Annotated in this window: 17 protein-coding genes and 1 pseudogene; 11 read left to right on the forward strand and 7 right to left on the reverse strand. The window is 60.6% G+C overall.

The window, feature by feature from the left end; genetic code table 11:
• The first annotated feature begins 18 nt into the window (after positions 1 to 18).
• The 3 genes from CI807_RS07965 (at position 19) to CI807_RS07975 (ending at position 4595) form a co-directional block, all read left to right on the forward strand.
• Positions 19 to 2919 (forward strand): aminotransferase, encoded by a 2901-nt coding sequence (locus CI807_RS07965; RefSeq protein WP_095014291.1) that lies wholly within the window; start codon positions 19 to 21, stop codon positions 2917 to 2919.
• 122 nt (positions 2920 to 3041) lie between these two features.
• Positions 3042 to 4148 carry an agmatine deiminase gene (gene aguA, locus CI807_RS07970; RefSeq protein ID WP_095014292.1) on the forward strand — a complete coding sequence of 369 codons (1107 nt, stop codon included), beginning with the start codon at positions 3042 to 3044 and terminating at the stop codon, positions 4146 to 4148.
• A gap of 234 nt (positions 4149 to 4382) precedes the next feature.
• Positions 4383 to 4595 carry a hypothetical protein gene (locus CI807_RS07975; protein WP_071497013.1) on the forward strand — a complete coding sequence of 71 codons (213 nt, stop codon included), beginning with the start codon at positions 4383 to 4385 and terminating at the stop codon, positions 4593 to 4595.
• 115 nt (positions 4596 to 4710) lie between these two features.
• Here the strand turns inward: CI807_RS07975 and CI807_RS07980 are convergent.
• Positions 4711 to 6697: pseudogene (locus CI807_RS07980) on the reverse strand (TonB-dependent receptor).
• 411 nt (positions 6698 to 7108) lie between these two features.
• Here CI807_RS07980 and CI807_RS07985 point away from each other — a divergent pair.
• The 3 genes from CI807_RS07985 (at position 7109) to CI807_RS07995 (ending at position 9540) form a co-directional block, all read left to right on the forward strand.
• Positions 7109 to 8410, forward strand: coding sequence for an OprD family porin (locus CI807_RS07985; RefSeq protein ID WP_095014293.1), 1302 nt, complete (start codon positions 7109 to 7111; stop codon positions 8408 to 8410).
• 204 nt (positions 8411 to 8614) lie between these two features.
• Entirely contained in the window at positions 8615 to 8818 is a 204-nt protein-coding gene (locus CI807_RS07990) for a 4-oxalocrotonate tautomerase family protein (RefSeq protein WP_016979078.1), read from the forward strand.
• A 20-nt stretch (positions 8819 to 8838) separates the two neighbouring features.
• Positions 8839 to 9540 carry an SDR family NAD(P)-dependent oxidoreductase gene (locus CI807_RS07995; RefSeq protein ID WP_095014294.1) on the forward strand — a complete coding sequence of 234 codons (702 nt, stop codon included), beginning with the start codon at positions 8839 to 8841 and terminating at the stop codon, positions 9538 to 9540.
• Between the two features lie 15 nt (positions 9541 to 9555).
• Here the strand turns inward: CI807_RS07995 and CI807_RS08000 are convergent, their stop codons facing one another.
• On the reverse strand, positions 9556 to 10422 hold the full coding sequence (locus tag CI807_RS08000) for an AraC family transcriptional regulator (protein ID WP_256578732.1): 867 nt from the start codon (positions 10420 to 10422) through the stop codon (positions 9556 to 9558).
• A gap of 143 nt (positions 10423 to 10565) precedes the next feature.
• Here CI807_RS08000 and CI807_RS08005 point away from each other — a divergent pair, with 143 nt between their 5' ends.
• Positions 10566 to 11057, forward strand: coding sequence for a hypothetical protein (locus CI807_RS08005; RefSeq protein WP_095014296.1), 492 nt, complete (start codon positions 10566 to 10568; stop codon positions 11055 to 11057).
• Here the strand turns inward: CI807_RS08005 and CI807_RS08010 are convergent.
• From CI807_RS08010 to CI807_RS08030, 5 genes are all read right to left on the reverse strand, one after another.
• Entirely contained in the window at positions 11041 to 11790 is a 750-nt protein-coding gene (locus tag CI807_RS08010; protein ID WP_095014297.1) for a hypothetical protein, read from the reverse strand. The two genes, CI807_RS08005 and CI807_RS08010, sit on opposite strands and share 17 nt — an antisense overlap.
• 13 nt (positions 11791 to 11803) lie before the next feature.
• On the reverse strand, positions 11804 to 12619 hold the full coding sequence (locus tag CI807_RS08015) for a phosphatase PAP2 family protein (protein ID WP_095014298.1): 816 nt from the start codon (positions 12617 to 12619) through the stop codon (positions 11804 to 11806).
• Between the two features lie 14 nt (positions 12620 to 12633).
• Positions 12634 to 13479 carry a MipA/OmpV family protein gene (locus CI807_RS08020; RefSeq protein WP_095014299.1) on the reverse strand — a complete coding sequence of 282 codons (846 nt, stop codon included), beginning with the start codon at positions 13477 to 13479 and terminating at the stop codon, positions 12634 to 12636.
• A 15-nt stretch (positions 13480 to 13494) separates the two neighbouring features.
• On the reverse strand, positions 13495 to 14529 hold the full coding sequence (locus CI807_RS08025; protein ID WP_095014300.1) for a DUF1254 domain-containing protein: 1035 nt from the start codon (positions 14527 to 14529) through the stop codon (positions 13495 to 13497).
• Between the two features lie 147 nt (positions 14530 to 14676).
• On the reverse strand, positions 14677 to 15660 hold the full coding sequence (locus tag CI807_RS08030) for an AraC family transcriptional regulator (protein WP_095017521.1): 984 nt from the start codon (positions 15658 to 15660) through the stop codon (positions 14677 to 14679).
• A gap of 394 nt (positions 15661 to 16054) precedes the next feature.
• Between CI807_RS08030 and CI807_RS08035 the strand changes: the two genes are divergently transcribed.
• The 4 genes from CI807_RS08035 (at position 16055) to CI807_RS08050 (ending at position 23985) form a co-directional block, all read left to right on the forward strand.
• Positions 16055 to 16987 (forward strand): NAD-dependent epimerase/dehydratase family protein, encoded by a 933-nt coding sequence (locus CI807_RS08035; RefSeq protein ID WP_095014301.1) that lies wholly within the window; start codon positions 16055 to 16057, stop codon positions 16985 to 16987.
• Positions 16988 to 17049: 62 nt separating this feature from the next.
• Positions 17050 to 19863, forward strand: coding sequence for a bifunctional glycoside hydrolase 114/ polysaccharide deacetylase family protein (locus tag CI807_RS08040; protein ID WP_095014302.1), 2814 nt, complete (start codon positions 17050 to 17052; stop codon positions 19861 to 19863).
• Entirely contained in the window at positions 19841 to 23440 is a 3600-nt protein-coding gene (locus CI807_RS08045) for a tetratricopeptide repeat protein (RefSeq protein WP_095014303.1), read from the forward strand. Before CI807_RS08040 ends, CI807_RS08045 begins: the two co-directional genes overlap by 23 nt.
• Positions 23441 to 23466: 26 nt before the next feature.
• Complete coding sequence (locus tag CI807_RS08050) at positions 23467 to 23985, forward strand: hypothetical protein (RefSeq protein WP_016979090.1); 519 nt, start codon at positions 23467 to 23469, stop codon at positions 23983 to 23985.
• Positions 23986 to 23987: the final 2 nt, after the last annotated feature.

Raw genomic sequence — 23987 nt, forward strand, 5'->3', positions numbered from 1 at the left:
AAAGCCGAGGCCAACCCCATGCCGCTCGCCACCCTGATCCATCGCGCCGGTCTACCCTGCCCGCAAGTGAGCCCCGACCAGGCGGCTCAACTGCTTGAGCAGCATTACGGCCTAACTGGCACCTTGCAATCGTTGGGCAGCCAGCAAGACCTCAACTACAAAGTCGACAGCCCCCGCGGCCGGTTTGTTCTGAAAATCTGCCGGGGCGACTACGACGCTGTTGAGCTGCACGCCCAGCATGCGGCGCTCAATAACCTGCAGACTGTGCGTGTACCCAAGGTCATCAAGTCTTTGACGGGGGAAGAGTTGTTGACCCTGACCCTCGACGGTCAAGCCTTGCACGTGCGGGTACTGGATTACATCGATGGCCAGCCGTTGACCCATCAGCCTCACTTGGGGCGTGGGGTGATCGCAGGGTTTGGTGACCTGTGTGGGCGCATGAGCCAGGCGCTGGCGCGGTTTGAGCATCCGGGCCTTGCGCGCACGCTGCAGTGGGACCCGCGCCATGCCCAGGCATTGATCAAGCATCTGCTGGCGACGCTGGAAAACCTTCCGCACCGTGCCGTACTGGAGCAAGTGGCTGAGCAGGTCGAGGAGCGTATCCGCCCCCTGGCCGATCACTTGCCGTGGCAGGCGGTGCATATGGACATCACCGACGACAACGTGGTGTGGCAGCGCGATGCGCAACGGCACTGGCAGGTTCAGGGCGTGATCGACTTCGGCGACCTGGTGCATACCTGGCGCATTGCCGACCTGTCGGTGACCTGCGCCGCGCTGCTGCACCATGCCGAGGGCGATCCCTTTGCGATCTTGCCGGCGATTCAAGCGTGTCACGCGGTGACGCCGTTGCAGCACGAAGAATTGCGGGCGCTGTGGCCGTTGATCGTCGCCCGTGCGGCGGTGCTGGTGTTGAGCAGCGAGCAGCAGCAACGCCTGGATCCGGATAACAGTTACCTGCTGAAAAACGCTGAACATGAGTGGGAAATCTTCCATGTAGCGACGTCAGTGCCGTTTGAATTAATGGAGGCGGCCATTCTGGGGTGCGTCGGGCAGGCGCCCGCACCCATCGCCAGCCAGGGCTTTGCGCCGTTGCTGCCAGGGTTGGTTGGGCGTGAGTTTGCGTTGATCGACCTGGGCGTGCTCAGCCCGCATTTCGAGGCCGGTAACTGGGAACAATCCGGCATCGATCAACGCTTGTTGCAGGAGGCGGCGGCGGTGCATGGCCTGGCGGCGAGTCGTTATGGGCAATACCGTTTGTCGCGTACCCAGCCCGACAGCGCGAATGAGCCAGAGACGTTCCCGTTGCATGTCGAACTGCACGTGGCGTTGGGCACATCCGTTGAAGCACCGTTTGCAGGCCTTGTGCGACGGGGCGTCAACGGTGAGCTTCAAGTGCACAGCCATGAGGCAAGCGTGCGGCTATGGGGCGTGAAAGTTCAGTTGCAGCCAGGTGCTGCGGTGATCAAGGGGCAGGTCATCGGTGAGGTCGAAGGCCCGCTCACCGTGCAACTGTGCCGTGCTGACGTACCCGCACCGTTGTTCTGCACACCGTCACGGGCACAGGCATGGCAGTCGCTGTGTCCGTCGCCGGCCGCGCTGTTGGGCCTGGCCTGCGATGCCGAGCCCGAGTTGGACCCCGAGGCCCTGCTGGCCCGCCGCGATGCCAGTTTCGCCCGTTCGCAAAAGCACTATTACGTCGACCCGCCGCGTATCGAGCGTGGCTGGCGCAACCACCTGATCGACATGCAGGGCCGTTCCTACCTGGACATGCTCAATAACGTCGCTGTGCTGGGCCATGGCCATCCGCGCATGGCGACGGTGGCCGCGCGGCAGTGGTCGTTGCTCAATACCAACTCGCGCTTCCACTACGCGGCGATTGCCGAATTTTCCGAACGTTTGCTGTCGCTGGCGCCAGAAGGCATGGACCGGGTATTCCTGGTCAACAGCGGCACCGAGGCCAATGACTTGGCGATCCGCCTGGCCTGGGCCTTCAGCGGCGGGCGCGACATGCTCAGCGTGCTGGAGGCCTACCACGGCTGGTCGGTGGCGGCGGATGCAGTGTCCACGTCGATCGCCGACAACCCCCAGGCATTAAGTAGTCGCCCGGACTGGGTACACCCGGTGACAGCGCCCAATACCTATCGCGGCGAGTTCCGTGGGCAGGACAGTGCGCCGGATTACGTACGAAGCGTGGAACACAACCTGGCGAAAATCGCCGCGAGCCAACGCCAACTGGCGGGTTTCATCTGCGAGCCGGTGTATGGGAATGCCGGTGGCATCTCGTTGCCGCCGGGCTATTTGCAGCAGGTGTATGGACGCGTTCGTGCCCAGGGCGGCGTGTGTATCGCCGATGAAGTGCAGGTGGGTTATGGCCGCATGGGGCATTTTTTCTGGGGCTTTGAAGAGCAGGGCGTGGTGCCCGACATCATCACCATGGCCAAGGGCATGGGCAATGGCCAGCCGCTGGGCGCGGTGATTACCCGGCGTGAAATCGCCGAGGCGCTGGAGGCTGAAGGGTATTTCTTCTCGTCCTCGGGAGGCAGCCCGGTGAGTTGCCGGATCGGCATGGCCGTGTTGGATGTGATGGAAGAGGAAAAGCTGTGGGAAAACGCGCAGGTGGTTGGCGGGCATTTCAAGGCCAGGTTGGAGGAGCTGATCGATCGTCATCCGTTGGTGGGAGCTGTCCACGGCTCCGGCTTTTATCTCGGGCTGGAGTTGGTGCGTGACCGACAGACCCTGGAACCTGCAACTGAAGAAACCACCTTGCTGTGTGATCGCCTGCGCGAGCTGGGGATTTTCATGCAGCCCACGGGTGACTATTTGAACATCCTCAAGATCAAGCCGCCGATGGTCACGTCCCGGCGTAGCGTGGATTTTTTCGTCGACATGCTGTCGAAGGTGCTCGATGAGCATTTGTAATTTGTCGATTGTTATCGGCTAATTATTGTAATATTTTCACGTTATTATCTTATGTCGCTATTAAAGCCGATTTTTATCCATTATGAAGTCGGCCCTCACCCCCATTCGGAGTCCTGATCGCCATGACCACCCTGCACAGCACCCCCCGCGCCGATGGCTTTCATATGCCTGCCGAATGGGCGCCACAGACCCAGACCTGGATGATCTGGCCGGAGCGCCCGGATAACTGGCGCCTGGGTGGCAAACCCGCGCAGGCCGCTCACGTAGCGGTGGCCAAGGCCATTGCACGGTTTGAGCCGGTCACCGTGGCGGTTTCCGCTGGCCAGTACGAAAACGCTCGCGCGCGCCTGGATGTGCCGAATATCCGCGTGGTGGAGATGTCCAGCGATGACGCCTGGGTACGCGATACCGGCCCGACCTTCGTGATCAACAACAGCGGCGAAGTGCGCGGCGTGAACTGGGACTTCAACGCCTGGGGCGGTTTTGACGGCGGTCTGTATTCGCCATGGAATCGCGACTCCCAGGTCGGCGGCAAGATTCTCGAAATCGAACGCGCTTCGCGCTATCGCACCGAAGGTTTTGTGCTGGAAGGCGGCTCGATCCATGTCGACGGCGAAGGCACCCTGATCACCACCGAAGAATGCTTGCTCAACCGCAATCGCAACCCGCACCTCGACCGTGCCGAGATCGAAGCGGTACTGAGCGCCAACCTGGCTGTGGATAAGATCATCTGGCTGCCGGATGGCCTGTTCAACGACGAAACCGACGGCCATGTGGATAACTTCTGTTGCTACGTGCGCCCAGGCGAAGTGCTGCTGGCCTGGACCGACGACCCGCAAGATCCGAACTATGCGCGCTGCCACACCGCCATGGAGGTGCTGCAAAGCAGCACCGACGCCCAGGGGCGCTCGTTCACCGTGCATAAAATGCCGATCCCTGGCCCGCTGTATGCGACCGAAGAAGAATGCGCCGGCGTTGACCCGGTTGACGGTACCCAGGAACGTAATCCGACCGTGCGGTTGGCGGGTTCCTACGTCAACTTCCTGATCGTCAACGGTGGCATCATCGCGCCAAGCTTCGACGACCCGCTGGACAGCCAGGCCAAATCCATCCTGCAGGCGCTGTTCCCGCAACATGAAGTGGTGATGGTGCCAGGCCGCGAACTGTTACTGGGCGGCGGCAACATCCACTGCCTGACCCAACAACAGCCGGCCCCGCACAAAAATTGAGTGCAGTTGTAACAGCGCTATGAGGATGAACCGGCGTTGATCGGTTCGGTCCTCCACAACAAGCCCGCGACCCAGACAGGTCGCGGGCTTTTTTGTGTCAAAACGCCTATGAGCACGAGACATTGGCATAGCTCTTGTATCGCCGTTGTGACAGTGGCCCAAGGCGATGACTGCACAGTTCTGTCATAAACCTTGAGTAAGTTAGCCGCTCACGCAGTAGGAGAGAGCGCTGAAATGAACGCCGATATCAACCTGATGTACACGCGCACGTTCCACCCCTTGCGGGTCAACGGTGACGCGATCCATGCGCTGGCACTCTGGTTGAAGGAAAACGGCTCGCGGCAGATCAGACAACAGCCCGATTTGCGCAGCGTGATGAGTGAACGTTACCCGGCGGGGTTGTTCAGTGAGGATGAAGTGAAGCTGTTGTGCGAATTGATGAACTGATGCACTTGTAGGAGCGAGCTTGCTCGCGAAGGTCGCCAACGATAACGCCGCGATCCTGGTTAATCGCGGCGCTCTCGGGTTTTTCGCGAGCAAGCTCGCTCCTACAGGAAGACTTTTAGAAGCTGTAGGTACCTGTCACCACCAGACTACGCGGTTCCCCTGGCTGAATCTGCGCCACACTGGTCGCCGAGGCGTAGTAGGTTTTATCCGCGATATTGTTCAGCGCCGCACTCACGTCCCATTCCTTCTGACGGAACCCCGCCAGCGCATCCCAACGGCCATAACCCGGCAACACCACGGTGTTGAGGCTGTCGGCATAACGGTCGCCCACCAGCGTCAGGCCGGTTTCTGCGTACCAGCCCATCTCTGGCTTCCAGGTAATGAACAAACTGGCATTGCGCTTGGCCACATCACTGACGCGCTTGCCTTCAAAGCCGTTGTTGTCCTTTTCGACCTTGGCATCCTGCAGGCCAACGCCGCCGCGCACGTACCAGTTGCCGACGATCTTGCCGCTGGCGGTCAGCTCCACGCCACGTGAACGCTGCAAGCCGCTGAGCAGGGTAATGGTACGGTCCAGTGGGTCGCTGGTGCGGCGGTTGTAGAGTTCCAGTTCGTACACCGCCAGGGTGGTGCTCAGGCGGTCGTCGAGCCAGTCGCTCTTGACCCCGATTTCCTTCTGCTTGGTCAGCTCTGGGCTCAGGTCGTTGACGCTGCCGGCGGCGTTCGGGGTGATACCGATCAAGCCGCCGCCCGCAGGCGAAAACGTCTTGCTCCACGACGCGTAGAACGAGTGATGTTCCAACGGCGTCCAGACCAGGCCAAAGCGCGGGCTGGTGCTGTGGCTTTTGACATCCTGCTGGGTATTGAGCAGTTTGTTTTTGGTGTCCACTTCAAAGCGGTCATAGCGCAGGCCGGCCAGGACTTGCCACTGATCGTTCAGGCGCAGTTGGTCCTGCACGTAAAGGGCACGGCTTTCGACTTCGGTGTGGTTGTTGCTTGATACGCTCATGCGCCCAGTGTGGCTGAGGTTGCGATTGGGCTGGTTGAGGTCCAGGCTCGGCACGGCCTGGCCGCCTCGGTTGACGGCAGTGGCGGTGTACAGCTTCGGGTCGCGGCGCTGGCTGCCCAGTTCGAGGCCGGTCAGCAGGCGGTGTTCCAGGCCGTAGGTGCTGAAGCCACCTTCCAGCTCGACGTTGTTGAAGATATTGAGGGTGTTCAGGTCTTGCTGCCAGCGTTGGCGTGTGACGCTGTGGGTCGCCGGCACGTAGGCGGTTTGGTAGGTATTGTCGAAATCACTGTCGAGCTTGAACACACCGAGTGTCTGGCGCAGTTGCCAGTTGTCGTTGAGTTCATAGGCCAGCTTGGAGCGCAGCGACTGGGATTTGTCGTCAATGTAGTCGCGGTTATCAAAGTAGGTGGTGCTGCGGCTCACATCCGCTGGCCGGCCGTTGACCCCTGGAATGCCACGGTCGGGCGTGCGGTTGTAGCGGCTGTATTCATACTGCACCAGCCAGTTCAGGTCCGGCGTGAGTTGCCAGCTCATGGACGGTGCGAACAGTTGGCGATTGCCGCTGACGCCGTCGCGAAAGCTGTTGTTGTCCTGGTTGCCCATGTTCAGGCGCAGGCTGATGTTATCGGTGGGGTCGGTGCTGAGGTCGGCGTACAAGCTGCGCAAGTCGTTGCTGCCGCCCTGGGCTTCGATACTCGATTTATGCCCGGCCACAGGCAGTTTGCTCACGCGGTTGACGATCCCTCCCTGACCGCCTCGCCCGTAAAGCACTGCTGCTGGCCCCTTGAGCACTTCGATGCGCTCGATGTTGTGCAGGTCGCGCACGTATTGGCTGTCGTCGCGAATGCCATCCAGATAGAAGTCATTGCTCGCGTCGAAACCGCGGATGCGCAAGCTGTCGAAGCGCGTGTCGGCGCCGCTGCTGACGTTGGGGATGCCGCTCAACGCCTGGCCCAGGTCATTGGTGCCATAGGAGCGCAGGCTTTCGGTCTTCACGGAGTCGATCGCCTGCGGCACATACCGCACAGGCAAAACCGGCAGACAGCAGAACGGAAAGCCCAAGGGTGATGGGCGTTAGGCGAGGGGCAGGCATGGAGGAATGTATCCGAATTGTTTGGGAGGAAATTGCGCGTTAATGGTAATGCTTTGCATTTGCGCGCGTTATCCATTACCAAACGTATCGGCTTTGAAATGTGTTACGAGATGTGTTTTTTGCCGTTTTGCGTGCGGTTTTTTGTCGCTAACAGAACCGCTGTAGGCGCTTCCTTAGAATTATTTCGCCTAAATACAGACGATTCGCGAAATTGACACATAGTTCCGGGCGCGACTAGGATTGCGCCCAACGCCTGTGGCTAACCGCCATGACTCATCCAATAAAAAAGGCCCGCGGCCTGTTAAGTCGTCCGCGGGCCTTCTTTTTTCCGGAATCAGTCGACACCAGAAAAAGCGACACGGAGCCTGGTGTCACAGCGCGTACTCAACCAGGAATAAGGAATACAAGAAAATGTTGAAGCAACGGATGAGTCTGATCGCTCTGGGGATTTTGAGCGCATCGACAGCAATGGCAAACGACCAGGACCAGTCCAAGGGTTTTATCGAAGACAGCCACCTGAACATCGCCGCACGTAACGCCTACATCAGCCGTGACTACAAGAACGGCAAGCAAGACAAAGCCGAGTGGGGCCAAGGCTTCATCGGCAAGCTCGAGTCCGGTTTCACCCAAGGCACCGTTGGTGTGGGTGTGGACGTGATCGGCCAATACGCTATTCGTCTGGACGGCGGTAAAGGCCGTGCTGGCGCCGGCGGTATCGACTTCTTCAAGCCGGGTAACGGCACTGCCAACAACCCTGGCTCGGCACCACACGACCTGGCCAAGGGCGGCGCTGCCGTGAAGTTCCGCGTTTCCAACACCGTGCTCAAGTACGGTGATCAGTTCCCGGCCGTGCCTGTGCTGCAGTACGACAACTCCCGTCTGTTGTCGGAAACCTACACCGGTACCTCGATCGTCTCCAAAGAGATCGCCGGTCTGCAACTGGACGCGGGTCACTTCACCAAAGAAGCCCGTAAGAGCATGGAAGGCACCGACAGCGGTCGCCTGAAAAGCATCGACTACATCGGTGGTAGCTACAAATTCACCGAGAGCCTGTCGGCCGCGCTGTACGCCTCCGATATGCAGGACGTGCTGAAGAAGCAATACGTCAACGTCAACTACGTGCTGGCCTTGCCAGAGAAGCAGTCGCTGACCTTTGACTTCAACGGCTACAAAACCAAGCTGGACAAGAGCTTCGCGCTGGAAAACCAGAAAGACGAAAACGCGCGTGACAACAAGATCTGGAGCCTGGGCGCGACGTGGGCTGTCGGCCCGCACAGCTTCACCGTCGCTCACCAGCGCAGCACCGGCGACACCGGTTACCTCTACGGCGGCTACCGCAACGCTGGCGGCATCGGTGACGGTGGTAACACCATCTTGCTGGCCAACTCCTACTGGTCCGACTTCAACGGCAAGGACGAGCGTTCGTGGCAGCTTGGCTACGGCATCGACTTCGCCACCTTCGGCGTACCGGGCCTGACCTACAACGTTGCCTACGTGCGCGGTACCAACATCGACGACGGTACCAACCGCGGCGATGGCACCGAGCGTGAAATCTGGAACCAGTTCAAGTACGTGGTCCAGAGCGGCCCAGCCAAAGACCTGAGCCTGCGTGCTCGCGCCTCCTGGTTGCGTGTCTCCAACAACGCTGACCAGTACAACGTAGGCGGTAACGAAATCCGTCTATTCGCCGACTACCCGATCAACGTTTTCTAATTGATCCGGCGTCGCGCCTGATTCCAGGCAATAAAAAACCCCGACTGGTTCGGGGTTTTTTTATGCCTGGCATTCCAGCGCTGTCTTGTTACACCGCAGTACGAATGAAGTACTCGGCCCCACCTTTATCCCCTCCCGACGCAAGCCTAAATTGGCCCCACTGCCCGCCCATCATCCCGATGGCCGGCCACTGGAGTCGTCGCCATGCCCTTTGTCAGCCTGCGCATCACCCGTGACGGCGTTACCCCTGAGCAAAAAGCCCAGGTCATCGCCGAGTTCACCGAAACCCTCGAACGCGTCCTGCACAAACGCCCGGACCTGACCCACATCGTCATCGAAGAAGTCGATACCGATAACTGGGGCTACGCCGGCATCACCACCACCGAATACCGCAAATCCCAAGCCTGAATCCCTACTGGAGAACCCTCATGAAAAAAGTCGTCATCATCACCGGCGCGTCCCAAGGTATCGGCGCCGCCGTGGTCCAGGCCTACCGCGCTTTGGATTACCGGGTCGTTGCCACTTCGCGCTCGATCCAGCCGTCCACCGACCCGGACATCCTTACCGTCGCCGGCGACATCGCCGACCCGGCCACCGCCCAGCGCGTCATTCGCGAAACCCTGGCTACCTTCGGGCGCGTCGACAGCCTGATCAACAACGCCGGTATCTTTATCGCCAAGCCGTTCACGGCCTACACCCAGGAGGACTACGCCAATGTGCTCGCGGTGAACCTCAACGGCTTCTTCTACATCACCCAACTCGCCATTGCCGAGATGGAAAAGAACAACGCTGGCCATATCGTCAACGTCACCACCAGCCTGGCGGATCACGCGATTGACGGCGTGCCGTCGGTACTAGCCAACCTCACCAAGGGTGGGCTGAATTCAGCGACAAAGTCCCTGGCGATCGAGTACGCCAAGCGTGGCATCCGGGTGAACGCGGTGAGCCCGGGGATCATCAAGACGCCGATGCACGGCGAAGAAACCCACGCGGCGCTCGGGCAATTGCACCCGGTCGGGCATATGGGGGAAGTGAGTGATATCGCCCAGGCGATCGTCTATCTGGAACGTGCTGGCTTTGTCACCGGCGAGATCCTGCATGTCGACGGTGGGCAAAGCGCGGGTCATTGATGAACACGTCCCGGCCTACCCCGGCCGGGCGTTGTCCTCCCGTGGCGAGCGACCAAAAAAGGCTTTGTAGGCACGACTGAACGCCGCCTCGGACTCATAGCCAATCGCAAAGCCAATTTCGCCGATACGAACGTCCTGTCTGGACAGCATGGTTTTCGCCAGGGTCAGGCGCCATTCATTTTGATAACGCAGCGGCGAGCGCCCGACCAGCGTAGTGAAGCGTTCACAGAAGTTCGAGCGTGACATGCCCGCAATCTCCGCCAGCGCGTCGATACGCCACTGCGTGCCCGGCGTTTCGTGAAGGGCCTTCAGCGCGCGGGCGATACGCGCGTCCGACAGCCCCCCCAGCCATCCGGAAGCCACACCCTGCTGCACCCAGGTGCGCAGAATGCGGATCACCACCAGATCGATAAGCCGCGAAATCATCAACGCACCGCCCGGTTGCGTGTCATGGGCTTCGAGCAACATGAAATGCAGGATGCCTTCCGACCAGGCGGCGGCTTCGGCGTGTTGGATATGAATCAGCCGCGGCAGGGCAAACAGCATGGCCTGGAAACTGCTCGCGTCGAACCAGAAGCGGCAGATGACCACGCTTGCGGCCCCATCCACCGCCGTCATCACGAGGCCCGCAGGACCGTGGGGCAGCAGGATGACATCGCCTGGGTTCAAGGTCTGTGCCGGTTGATCGGTCACTTCCAGATGCAGTTTGCCGTGTTGAAGCACGCAGATATGCGCGCTCTTTTCATCTAGATCGAGGCCCTGCGCGTCGGCAAGCGCGCAGGAATAAACGCGATCGCCCGTGAGACGAATCTGAGCCAGCACCTGGGACAGCAAATCGCCTTTGGCCAGCCCTTCCAGCTGCATTTCCGGATGAATGATCAAGTTTTCCAAGGGATTCATCATGTCGTTCCAATCCCGCCGTCATTAAGCTGACCCCCGAGATCATAGCGTGCCGGCGTCATAGAGATGAACGTTTGCAGCGTTGGCCGTTTATGCACGTCATCCAACTACATGGGAACACAGAAATGTTCGGAATCTCCGCCCTTGGCTGGCTTCACACCCTTGGCAGCCTGCCGGCTATCCCACTGGCCGCCTACATGTTTATCAAGCACGGGCGCATCGTGCCTCGGTCAGTGCCGGGGTTGTTCTATTTTGTGTCGATGTTGATCGGCGGCTTCACCGTGTTCCTGGTGGCGCATCAACCCGTCAGCAACATCATCGGCGTCATGACCCTTGCGCTGCTGTTGGCGGGTTATGGGGTAGGGCACCTGGCCTGGTTGGGGCGGGCGCGTGTGTACCTGGAAACGATCTTTTTGAGCCTGACCGCGTTCTTTCTGATGGTGCCCACCGTTTCTGAAACGTTGCGTCGCGTTCCCGATGGCCACCCCTTCGTGACGGACCTGCAATCGCCCGTGTTGCTTGGTGCGCAGGCGAGTATTGCGGTGGCGCTGGTGATCGGCCTGACGGCACAAATGATTCATCTGCGCAGAAAAAACCGGCTCAGAACCGCCCACTGATCCCCAGCAACGGCCCTTTCTGAACGATGTCGTAGACGAAACCGTCGTGACGATAATTCACGCCCATCGCCCGGTAGCCGGCCACGGCCGAGAAACCGGGCCAGAATTCCCAGCCCGCCAGCGCCGCCAGGTCCCAGTCTTCCTTGGATTGCCCGGCGCCCGCCATGCCCCAGGATGACAACCAGAACCGGTCATTCAACGCATAGTGCCCGCGTAGCCCGGCCATGGCGTCGACCCAGGTTGCGCTGTCGGAGCCGGATCGCCCGCCAGCGGGCCCACCATGAAAGGTGAGGGTGGTGCTGCTGTACCAGACGCGCATCCCGCCGGCCACATCCAACCGCCGGTCTGTATCACCCCACACCGTATAGCCGCCACCCAGGAACCCGGAGGCGGTCTTGCTTTCCACCTCGAGCTTGTTGGCAAGCTTGCCTCCAGGCAGGCGGTTGCGGGTGTCAGTGTCGATGTACATCAGGTCGGCGAGCACGCTGTAGGGACCACGACGCGCCTCGCCCATCAGCATCACCGACATATCCACCGTGCGTGCGATATCGGAGAAGTCGGACTTGATAAATTGGGTGCCGGTGCTGCGATGGCCCACGTGCCCACGGATACCTGCGCCCCATAGGTAAGGTCCGCCGTTGAAGGTCCAACCCTCGCCGTCGGCGGCCGTGGCCAAGGTTGGCATTGCCGTAAAGGCGCCCAACACCAGCGTCAGGCGTCGTAAGTGCATCATGGTGTTTCTCCGATCAATGCTGGGTCAGCGAGAGCGCCACGCTTTCGGCCCCACAGTCTTGCGTAGGTTTCAGGCCGGCTTTTTGAGCCGCCTTGACCTCCTCTTTTGCCGCCGCTAAATCCGCCAGGAATGCGGGATTGGCATGCAAGCTCGCCACGGTCGCGGCGCCCATAATGCGACCGGCATCCACGTCGCTTTGCCAATGTGCGTCGCAGATGACGCGGCTCTGGCCGAAGGACAATCCACGGGTCATCAACTCGGTGGCGCGTGCCGGCTGAATCTCGGCCAGCAGCAGCCCCCAGGCCCAACCGGCAGCGGAGTGACCCGACGGCCAGGAGCCATCCGTGCGCAGCAAGGGCTCCATATCCTTGCGGCAGGTGCCTTCGTTATGCGCCACGAAAGGTCGGGTGCGGTTGTAGGCATTCTTCCCGGCATAGGTGGAGCCGCCGGCGTCCGTCAGGGTGCGCTGCATCAAGGTATAAAGATGTGGCGTGTTTTTCTCGGTGATCGGTGTACCCATCGCGCAGGAGAAGGCTTGCGCCGGGCCTGGGAAGGCCAGCTCCGCGTCCGCCGCCGCGAGTTTTTCCCGGGCCGTGCCGCGTAGCGACAGCGCTGCACGCCGTGCCTCTTCATCCCGCGCAAGGGCTGCGGAGTCAGGTTTGGGTGGTGCGCCAAGCAAGGCCAGGCGCAATGGCAGATCCTTCGCGTCAAGATAGCCAGGGGCGAGCTTGAAATGCGGGTCTGTGATCTTGGTGACGGGCTCGTCGGCAAACGCCAGCCCCGCGCCGATCAGGCCGGCCAGCCCCAGCAACATCTGATGTGTGTTCATCGATTGTTCCCTGATCAGAATCGGTACAAGGCATTCAGATAGGCGCCTGTGCCCACCTTTTCACCCGTCAACGGACTGTTGCGCGCGTCTGAGACCAGGGCGTAGGTCTTGATGCCGCCTTCCAGCGCCAACTGTGGCTGCCATTGCCAGGTGAGGCCGAGCTTTAAGGTCACGTCGCGCATGCCGCCGCCGGGGTGGTATTCATCGAACTTAGTGCGCGCGGCTTGCTGGGCTGTGACGCCATAGCGGGCCATCATGTCGTTCTCATTGCTCCAGGTGCCGTACAGCGTCGAGTCCAGGATTAACGTCGAAGACAGCGCGTAGGCGGTGGCGAAGCCGGCTTCCAGATACTTCGTACGGCCCAGGTTTTCGCCGCCGTAGTTGCGGCTTTCACTGGCTTGCAGGCCGCGAACGAACAGGCGTCCGGCGGGCAGGATCCAGTAGGCTTCTGCACCGATCAGGGCCGTGCTGTCCAGGTTGCCCATGCCCTTGAGGTAGTCGTCACGGCCACCCAGGGTGTGGATTCTTTCTTTGCGCCCCTGGTCGTATCCCAACAGCAGCGCCACGCCGAAGGGCGATAGCCCCGGCAAGTCCCAGCGCAGCCCGTCCGGGAAGGCCGCAGTGAACTTGCCCCAGTTTTCAGTCGGCAACACGGCCTTGAGTTTCAGTGACGGGAACGCCGCGTAGTGCGACGAACCTTCGTACAACGGGCCGACCGCGAGTCCGCCGCCAACCGTCACGGACGGCTCGCTGTTTGAGTCGCCTGCGTGTGCTGGCAACGCCATCGCAACAGCGAGAGTGACACCCGTAATGAGTGTCGTCGAATGCTTGAACACGTTTGAACCACCGAGCGTTGTCATCGATTTTTTCCTGAATTAGAGAGCAACAGGCTGCGGCTTCGGAAAACGCCATTGGCCACTCAAGATCTCGTCACTCGGCTGATACAGCCGAACCGTGTAGTTCCAACCGGGCGTAGTCGGCAGGCAGTTGGCGATCTTCCCGTCACAGCCGCCGAACTGGATGACAATCGAGCCGTCAGCACTTTTCTGGGCGGTTAAATTGTTCAGTGAATAGGCGTCATACGGGTTTTGCTGGAAGTAGCCGTCCGCGTTGTAAACGCTGACAGACCAGAAGCTTTTGACCGGGACAGCGCCGACCTTGAGTCGGTAAACGGTCTTGCCGTCGTTCGCAGGCATCACGCCGCCGAGGTAGATCGCATCCTTCGCCGGGTTGCCGCCCCATCCCGTGGCCGTGCCGATCAGGTGATGAATCGGATTGACCTTGCCCTTGGGACCAAACGACTGGTTGTAATCGGGAATCGTCGAGCCCAGTACCTCCAGGGCCTCACGCACTTTTGTCTGGCTGGCCGGGTCCCACTTCGGTACCACGAACTCCCCGACCTTGGCCAGGTCGACGGTGATGGCGTCCTGCAAGGCATGTACCTTTTCCAGGTCCTGGCGATCCGTGGGGTCAAAGAAGGTGCGCACGGCGACAAACACATAGCGTGTGCCGACTGCCTCCTTCGTCAGTGTCCGGCGGCCGGCGCCGTAGGTGACGATGGGCACGTAGTGATCCTCATTGATCACCGCCATCGACATGAACCGCCCCTCGGCCTCAGGCAAGGCGATCGTGACGGGGCCGGCATCGAGGTCGAATACCGCTGATGAATACAGCGTGTCCCGATTCATCCGCACCACATTCTGGGCGTTGATAGGCACGGCTTCACGGCTATGAACAAAGCGGCCCAGGCTGCCTGTAGCGACCATTTTGCCCAAGTAGAGATCGGACTCGGCACGTGCAAAGTTATCCACACCCACCGGTATCACAGCCTCCGGGGATGACTGAGCGTGCGCACTACCATAAGCAGCCAGTGCCATGGCGAAGAGGCAGGCCGTGGATGATGGGGTCATTGAAACCTCTGGGTTTTATAAGTTGGCGTTGATTTTTTGACTGTATAAGAACGCCCTGGCGCGAACTTGCCATTTGGTGCCAAAAGCACAGCGAGCGGGCACGCGAAGGCCTCCGCTGAGCGTGGCCCGAGGGATTAAGCGAGGGGGTTAACGATCGTGTTTCAAGAGGGCGCGATAGCGCGACGGTGGGCTGCCGGTCCAGCGTTTGAAGGCACGGGTAAAATGCGCGGGGTCGCTGTAGCCGACCATGTAGGCAATTTCAGTCGCGCTGTACCGACCGCTGGCAATCAACTGGAGGGCTTCACTGCGACGTGTCTCGTCACGCAGTGCATCGAAGTCGATGCCGCAATGTTCAAGGCGTCGCTGCAGCGTTCGCACAGACAGCCCGATCTTTCTGGAAATGGTGACCAGTTTGGAGAACTCCTGATCCGCGATCTGCTGGGCGAGCACGTCGGCGGCTGCCGAGGTGGAGTTCAAGGCTTGGGTGGTTTTCCAGGCGACATCCCGGACAGGCCGCAAGGGGATTTCCAGCAACTCCCGATCGAACTCGATCATGTTGTAGTCGGCATTCATGACCAGGTTGGGGCCCAGATACTCCTCAAGCGCCTCGTCGCCTGGTTCTCTCGGGTTCTTCAGGTGCACGCGTATGGCGCTCGGCGCGCCTGACATGAGCGGCACTTTTCTGAGCACCGCCAAGGTACCGAAGATGACCTGCTTCGGATCCGCCCCGTGATGCCCGGTAAAATGCTGGATCAGTTTGGTCGTACGGCCTTCGGTGACAATCTTGACTTCGCTGCCCTGGTGCAGCAGGTCGGTATGAACGGCCGCCGCCGCGCACGCCTGGGCAAGGTTGGTCGAGCCCAGGATCAACTCGCCCCACATGCCGGTTGAGCGCACATCGGTCAAATGCCCGATCATCGCTCCACCGAAGGGATCCTGGGCGATGGCGGCCATTTCATTCGCGATATGAAAGCAGGCCGCCCGCGGCACCCAGGCTTCCGGGTTCTGGAAAACATGTGGGGATATGCCAAAACGCCGAAAGAACTCCAGCGGCGATACACCTCGCATGCTCAGGTAGGGAGCGATTTGGCGAAGCGTGCTGAGCTTGATGGCGGGCGGAGCATTCGTCATGGGGATCGTCTCGGCCATGATGCTTCGGAGGCTGCGATTGGCGCAGTAAACACGATGCCTGGAAGGGTGACAAGAACGCTGTGTTCTATTAATGCCGTCAAATTAATGACTGTTTTTTGACGTCTGAGTGCCGTTTGGCGGCAAGTAAGACAATGCATTGACAGTCCCTTTAGGATCCAACATCATTCGCGACGATTTTGATGGCTCTAAGCCATTAAAATGACATTAGCGACGCGCATTCGTCCCATGCTGTGGTTCTTCAAGATTCAGGGATAAGGCGGCTTGGACTCGGATGGCCAGGCGACGTTGGTCAGGGTAGCCCTTAAACACTGTCACCTTTAATTAGCGGGTTCGCTACTGCGTGCCTGCACTCGAGTCTTAGGAAGTAAACTTCATGGCTGTAGGACGAATTCTGGTTACCGGTGGTGCAGGTTTTATTGGGTCACATCTGGTAGAGGCTTTGCTGGGTAAAGGCTACAAGATTCGCGTACTGGATAACTTGTCGACCGGTAAGGTGGCTAACCTGCCCGCCGGGAATCCTGATCTGGAGCTGATGATTGGCGATGTCGCCGACAGCGCCGTGGTCGAACAGGCCATGGCTGATTGCAGCGCCGTCGTGCATCTGGCAGCGGTAGCGTCGGTGCAGGCTTCGGTGGACGACCCTGTCGCCACCCACCAGGCCAATTTCGTCGGCACGCTTAATGTGTGCCAAAGCATGCTCAAGGCCGGCGTGACGCGCGTAGTGTTTGCCTCCAGCGCCGCGACCTACGGCAACAACGGCGAAGGTACAGCCATCGCCGAAGACACCCCCAAGTCCCCACTGACGCCTTATGCCAGCGACAAACTGGCCAGTGAGTACTACCTGGACTTCTACCGTCGCGAACATGGCCTGGAACCGGTAATATTCCGTTTCTTCAATATCTTTGGCCCACGCCAGGATCCGTCTTCGCCGTACTCCGGCGTGATCAGCATCTTCACCGAACGCGCGTTGGCGGGTAAGCCAATTACCGTGTTTGGTGACGGCGAGCAAACCCGCGATTTTGTCTACGTGCAGGATCTGGTGAGCATTCTCGTCCAGGCAGTCGAGACCCGAGAACCGGCACCTGAAGCCATCAACGTAGGGCTTGGCCGCTCGACCAGTCTCAACGACCTGATCGCTGAACTGGGCAATGCCACCGGCACTGCGTTGAACGTGACATACCAGGCTCCACGCCAAGGCGACATCCGCCACTCGCGCGCCAATAACACCCGTCTGCTGGAGCGCTTTGCACTCCCGCAACCGACGTCCATCGGCCAGGGTTTGGCGCAGTTGTTGCGCAGTTTGTAGTTCGCCGGTCACTTCGCCCGACGTTTACGCAGTATTGGCTCAGTCATCTTCAAGAGTGAATTATGGAAATCGTTTTCCGCAGGACGCGTGTCCGCGCGATCGCTGAGCGGCTGTTTGCCGCTCTTGCCTTATTCGTCGGTGGGCCGGCTGTGCACGCTGCTGCTGTCTCTCAACCGAGCAGCGTGGCTTTCTGGTACGCCGAGCAACCGCCGTTGCCGGAACTGTCGCAGTTCGACTGGGCCGTGGTCGAGCCGGGCCACATGACACCCGCCGATGTGAAGACCTTGCGGGCGCTGGGCAGCCAGCCGTTTGCCTACCTGTCCATCGGCGAGTTCGATGGCAACAAGGCCGAGGTCGAGAAAGCCGGGTTGAGCAAAGCGGTGTCCCCGGTGCGTAACGACGCCTGGAACAGCCAGGTGATGGACCTCACCTCGACGGCCTGGCGTGAGCACCTGTTCGGGCGCGCCAAGGCACTGGAAGCGCAAGGCTATGCCGGCCTGTTCCTCGATACCCTCGACAGCTTCCAACTGATGCCCCAGGCCTCGCGCGAAAGCCAACGCGTCGGCCTGGCCAGCTTGTTGCGTGAGTTGCACAAGCGTCAGCCAAACCTGAAGCTGTTCTTCAACCGCGGTTTCGAAGTGTTGCCTGAGTTGGACGGCGTTGCCGCCGCCGTAGCGGTCGAATCGATCCATGCCGGTTGGGATGCTTCCGCCAAACGCTATCGCCCGGTGTCCGAGTCCGATCGCCAGTGGCTCGAAACCCACCTGCAACCGCTGCGCGCCAAGGGCGTGCCGCTGGTGGCCATCGACTACCTGCCACCGGAGCGTCGTGAAGAAGCGCGCAAGCTCGCCAAGCGTCTGCGCGATGAAGGCTTCATCCCCTACATCAGTACCCCGGACCTCAACACCCTGGGTATCAGCAGCATCGAGGTCCAGCCGCGCCGTATCGCGATGATCTACGACCCGCGTGAAGGCGCGCTGGAAGATGCCGCCGGCCATAGCAACCTGGGTGGTTTGTTGGAGTACCTCGGTTACCGTGTCGATTATCTGCCCGCCAACAGTGACCTGCCGCTCTACGGTTTCAGTGGCTTGTACGCGGGCGTCGTCACCTGGATGACCAGCGGCCCGCCGCAGGATGCCCCCGCATTCAATCGCTTTCTCAATGCACGCCTGGACGAACAGGTTCCGGTGGTGTTTTTCAGTGGCTTGCCGGTTGAGGACAAGCTGCTGCTCAAGCGCCTGGGCCTCAAGCGGGATGCCCCACCCGCCACTCAAGTGTTGACCATCACCCATCAGGACAAGGCGTTGCTGGGCGCCTTCGAGGCACCGGTGGTGCCTCGCTCGCGTGACCTTGCAGCGGTCTCTGTATTGCCCAACGGCCCAACCCCGGCGTTGTCCTTGAGCGGTGCCAATGGCGCCGTTTTCAACCCGGTGGTGGTCGGTAAATGGGGCGGCCTTGCGCTCGCGCCTTACCTGCTTGAAATCAACAACGAGCGCAGCCGCTGGATTCTCGATCCGTTCGCGTTCCTGCAGGCCAGCCTGCATCTGCCGGCGCAACCACGGCCCGACACCACCACCGAAAATGGCCGGCGCATTGCGACCGTGCACATCGATGGCGACGGTTTCCCCTCCCGTGCCGAAGTGCGTGGTACGCCCTACGCCGGTCGTCACACCTTGGACGATTACATCAAGCCCAATCCGTTCCTGACGTCGGTGTCGATCATCGAAGGCGAGATTTCGCCGCGCGGCGCCTTCCCGTTCCTGGCGCGTGAGCTTGAGCCGATTGCCCGTGAGATCTTCGCCAACCCTAAAGTCGAAGTGGCCACGCACACCTACAGCCACCCGTTTTTCATGCAGCCGGACAAAGCCAAGAAACGCGAGAACTTCAACCCGGAATACGGCTTGAACATGAAAATCGCCGGCTACAACAAAATCGATTTTCGCCGCGAGATCTTTGGCTCGCGCGACTACATCAACCAGAACCTGACCACCCCGCAGAAACCGGTGAAGATGGTGTTCTGGCCAGGCGATGCATTGCCGTCCTCGGACACCATCAAGCTGGCGTATGACGCCGGCCTGAAGAACGTCAACGGCGCCGAAACCATCATGACCAAGGCCGACCCGTCGCTGACCGGCCTCAACCCCTTGCTGCGCCCGACGCCTGGCGGGTTGCAGTACTACGCGCCGATCATCAACGAGAACCTGTACACCAACCTGTGGAAAGGCCCGTATTACGGGTTCCGTGAGTTGATCGAGACCTTCGAGCTGACCGACAGCCCGCGCCGCTTGCGTGGCCTGCACCTTTACTATCACTTCTATTCCAGCACCAAGCAGGCCTCGATCAAGGCCATGCACGAGATCTACGGTTACATGCGTGAGCAGCAACCGATGTCGTTGTGGATGAGCGACTACGTCGATCGTCTGCATGGTCTGTACCAGTCGAGCCTGGCGCGTACGGCTGACGGCGCCTGGCAGATTCGCGGGATGGACGCACTGCGCACCGTGCGCCTCGACGCCAATATGGGCTGGCCGGATTTGCTCAAATCCCAAGGTATCGCTGGCGTTCGCGACTTGCCGCAAGGGCGCTACGTGGCCTTGAGCAGTGACCGGGCGTTGTTGGCATTGCGTGCCGACAGAGACCCTCGCCCAGCACTGGAGGAAGCCAACGTGCCGTTACTCGATTGGCGTTACCTGGACGATCGTCGCGTGAGCTTTTCCTTCGCCGGTCAGTTCGACCTGACCTTCTCCGTGCGCTCGGCAACCGCCTGCCGCGTGGAAGTCGATGGGCAGCGATTCGCGGGCAAGGCTTCGGCCGGTCTTTGGACTTTTCAACTTCCTATGAAGCAGGTGAGTAATGGTCAACTCCTCTGCAACTAAAAGCAGCCGCCTGCTCAATCCATGGGCACTGGCAGTGGTCGCGGTGGCCGTGGGCGGCCTGCTGTGGGCGACCTTCCAGCGTGAAGAAGTATTTCAACCGGACGGGCGTGAACCCGACGCCGTGTCGGCCAACTATGCCGAGCTGTTGCTGACGGCGCACCCGGACGACGACCGCTTGCGTTTGCAACTGGTCGATTTGCTGATTCGCCTCGGTGACTACACCAAAGCGCGTCAACACGTGGATGCCTGGCCCAAGCCACAGCCGGAAATCCAGGCCTACTATCGCCTGGAACTGGATGCGCTGATCGCGGCCAGTGGCAACGACTTGATCGCGCAACAGGCGTTGGTCGAGCGTCTGCAAAGCTTCGACCATCGCAAGCTGCCGGTGGCCCAGTTGCAAAACCTGGCGAAGCTGGCGCTGAACCTGCAGGCGCCGGCATTTGCCGCCACGGTGTTTGAAGAGATCGCAGGGCGTGATCCGGCGCAACATACCGATGCGCTCAAATCAGCCGCACAGTGGTACCTGGCGGGTGAGCAACCTGCGCGCGCCGCAGACATCTATCTGCAACTCAAGCGCGACGCCCAACAGCCGAGTGAGCGGCGTGAGTATGCGCAACTCGCGTTCAACAGCCTGCTCTCGGCCGGACGTGACGAGCAGGCCGCGCAAGTGCTGGCTGACGAGTTGCCCCAGCTGAAGAACCCGCAAACCGACGTAGCGTGGCTGGAGCAAGGCGTGGATATCGCCGTTGCAACCAAGCAGTTCGACTTGGCCCAGCGTGTGCTCCAGCAATGGCATGACCTGGAGCCTGACAACCGCAAAATCCTGGTCAAGGAATTCCAGGTGCGCCTGTCTATCAATGACCTAGCGGGTGCGTGGGAAACCGGTCAAGAGCTGGTTATCGATTATCCGGATGACACCGCGTTGCTGGAGCAAATGGCCAAGCTCGGTGAATGGCGCGGCGACAACGAGGCCGCGCTGGACTACTGGATTCGCTTACTCAAACTCAAGGAAGACCCGAAAGTCCGCGAGCACGCCTGGCGCCTCGCCAGCCTGCAATTCGACTTTGCCCGCTCGATTCCGCTGCTTGCTGAAATCATGCAGCAGCGCCCGCTCACGGATATCGAACTGGATGCCTTGATCTACGGTCATGAGTCACGCGGCACTCCCGCTGAAGCCGAATCCTGGTTGCGCGCTTACCTGCGCAAGTACCCGGCCCATCGCCTGGCCTGGACGCGCTTGTTGCAGAACCTGGAAAACACCGGGCAGTTCGCGGCCAAAGGCAAGCTCTACAAGGACTATGCCAAACGCTACAAGCTGACCACCGCCGAATTGGTCGATTGGGCCAGTACGGAAATGAAGCTGTTTGATGAACAAGCGGCCTGGGAAGTGGTGAAGTCGGACAATGCCTCCATCGATGACCCTGAGTACTGGCGCACCCGTGCGGCGCTCGCTTGGGACCTGGAGCGGGATGAAGACTTGCGTGTCTCCCTGGAAAAGCTGTTGTCCCTCAATGGCAAGCTGACCAGTGGCGATGAGAGCCAGTTGATCACCCTGTATCGCAGCAGTGATCCACAGCGTGCCTTGAAGTTGATGGTCGACAGTTGGCACCGCGCCCAAGATCCGCAGCGGTTGGTCGAGGCCCTGCAATTGGCCCAGGAGCTACAAGAGTGGGATCAGGTCGTTGCCTTGTTGGAAGACGCCAAGAAATACCCGGCGGCCTACGAGCAAGCCCAGGTCCTGGCGGTACGCGGTGCCTTGGCGGTGGAGCAGGGCGATACTGCCGAGGCCGAGCGTCTCTATCTGCTGGGCTTGTCGCGCTACCCGGATGACAACCTGTTCCGCGAGCGCTTGACCTGGCTGTACGTCGACCAGGCCGACACGGCAAAGCTCAAGCCTCTGCTGACCCAATGGCGCGCTTATGCACGGGAAGACCGTCTGCTCTGGCTGCCATTCGCCAGTGCCAGCCAGCTATTGGGGCGCGATGCCGAGGCCTTGGCCTGGTATCGCCTGTACCTCAAGCTCAGCCCCAACGACTGGCTGGTGCAGGCGGCGTATGCCGACGCACTGGAAACGTCCGGCTACCAGGACGCCGCCCAGCGCCTGCGCTTGAAGTTGCTGCGCAGCCCCGAAGCCGAGAACCTGCAACCCTCGTCCCAGCGCTACGCGATCTGGCTGCGCTTGATGTCGAGCAGCTACTCGCCGCAAAAGGCCCAGCAAGAATTGCTGAAGTGGAAAGACGGTTCGCCGTCAATGAAACAGCTGTGGTTCGAGCGCCTGCTGGCCCGCCTGGATGCGACCAACCAGCAAGCGCAGAAAGATGATTGGCTGGCCTGGGCGCGTACCCAAGGTCTCAAGGTCGACCGTTACGAGCAGATCCAGGAAGCTTTGCGCAGCCGTAATAAAGCCCAGGTTGAAACCCTGCTGGCCAGCAGCGACCTGAACCCGGCGCAGCGTGCGCAGGCGCTCAGCCGTTTGGGCCGCACCAACGAGGCACTGGAAACCAGCCTGTCTGCCCTGGGCGACGATCAGCCGGATTCGGTGAACGAGCAACTGCGTCGCCAGGCGGTGGAGATCCACGAAGCCACCCCGCAAGGCGCATTGCTGTCGTATCAGAAACAGGATTTCGGTGGCTTGTCGTTTGACTCGCCGCGCCTGGAAATCGCCCACAATCTGGGTGACAACTGGTACGCCGATGTCGAGATGGAACACGGCAACTATAAAGGCGACGACGTCATCTCTTCGCGCATCGGTGACGAGAGCAACGCGGCCCTGACCTTGGTGCGTTCAGTGGAAAACGGTAGCTGGAAGCTGTTCGCCGACACCAGCCAGCGCAAGGATGACGACCGCAACGGCCTGGGCCTGTCGCGTATGTGGCAGGTGGGCAACAGTCACCAGATCGAGACTGGCCTGGACTGGCATCGCAAGAGCGACGACAGCGGTCTGATGCGCGCTTTCGGCCAACAGGACCGCGCCTGGGTCGGTGGCCGTCACGGCCTGACCGCGCGGGACCAGTTGAGCTGGGAAGTGGCACAGCGCTCGTTCTCGACCCGTGCCGGCGACTCGTTGGGCAATGGTCATGCGCTGAAGCTGGAACTCAACCACACGCTGGAATTCGCCGGGCCCAACTGGACGGTGCGCAGCGGTGTGGACTACCAGAAAAACAACGTCAAGGATCGCAACCTGGATTACCTCTCCAGCGATTATAAAGGGCCGATTCGAGTGCCTGATGTCGCGCCGCCTGAGCCGGGTGATCCGATCGAGTTGCAGACCATTCCGTCGGGCGACCTGCTGCAAAGCCGCTACGGCCAACTCTACGTTGGCACCTCCTGGCGTCGTGGCATCCCTGGCGCCCTGGTGCGCAGCAAGCCGCAATACACCTGGCTGGTGGATATGACGGCTGGCTGGCAGTGGACCGACCAAACCTTCAACTACGGCATCAACACCGGCGTCGGCTTCGAAGTCCTGGGTGACGACGAACTGGCCCTCACCTTCGGCTACCAATCTGCGCCACAGGGCGGGGATGGCAAGTCCGGCGGCACAGTGGGTATGAGCTACGGCGTGCGTTTCGGGCGCTGATTACAGAATCTACGGGAGAAAAACCTATGCAAGCAATTCGTAACCTGAGCCTGGCTCTGACAGTCCTGTTCGTCGCCGGCTGCTCCAGCTTCACCAGTGAAAACAGCCCGAACCTGCCGCGTAATGCGCAGTGGGGCATCGTGCCGATGATCAACTATTCGCAGACCCCGCAGGCGGGTGAGCGCAGCGAGCAGATCCTGCTCAGCGTACTCAGCAGCCACGGCCTGCAACCTCGGGTCTACCCAACCAGCACCCAGGGCGAACAGGCGCTGATGGACGACAATGAGCGCCTCACCGGTGCCCTGGAATGGGCCCGTGAGCAGAAGCTCGATTACGTCGTCGCCGGCAGCGTCGAAGAGTGGCAGTACAAGAACGGCCTGGACGGTGAGCCGGCGGTGGGCATCAGCCTGCGCGTGCTGGAAGCCAACAGCGGTCGTGTGCTCTGGAGCAAAAGCGGCGCGCGCGCCGGCTGGTCCCGTGAAAGCCTGGCGGGCAATGCTCAGACGGTAATCGACAAATTGGTTGGCGCCCTTCGATTCGAGTGAAC

This window comes from Pseudomonas sp. NS1(2017), from assembly GCF_002269425.1.
Classification (GTDB): domain Bacteria; phylum Pseudomonadota; class Gammaproteobacteria; order Pseudomonadales; family Pseudomonadaceae; genus Aquipseudomonas; species Aquipseudomonas reactans.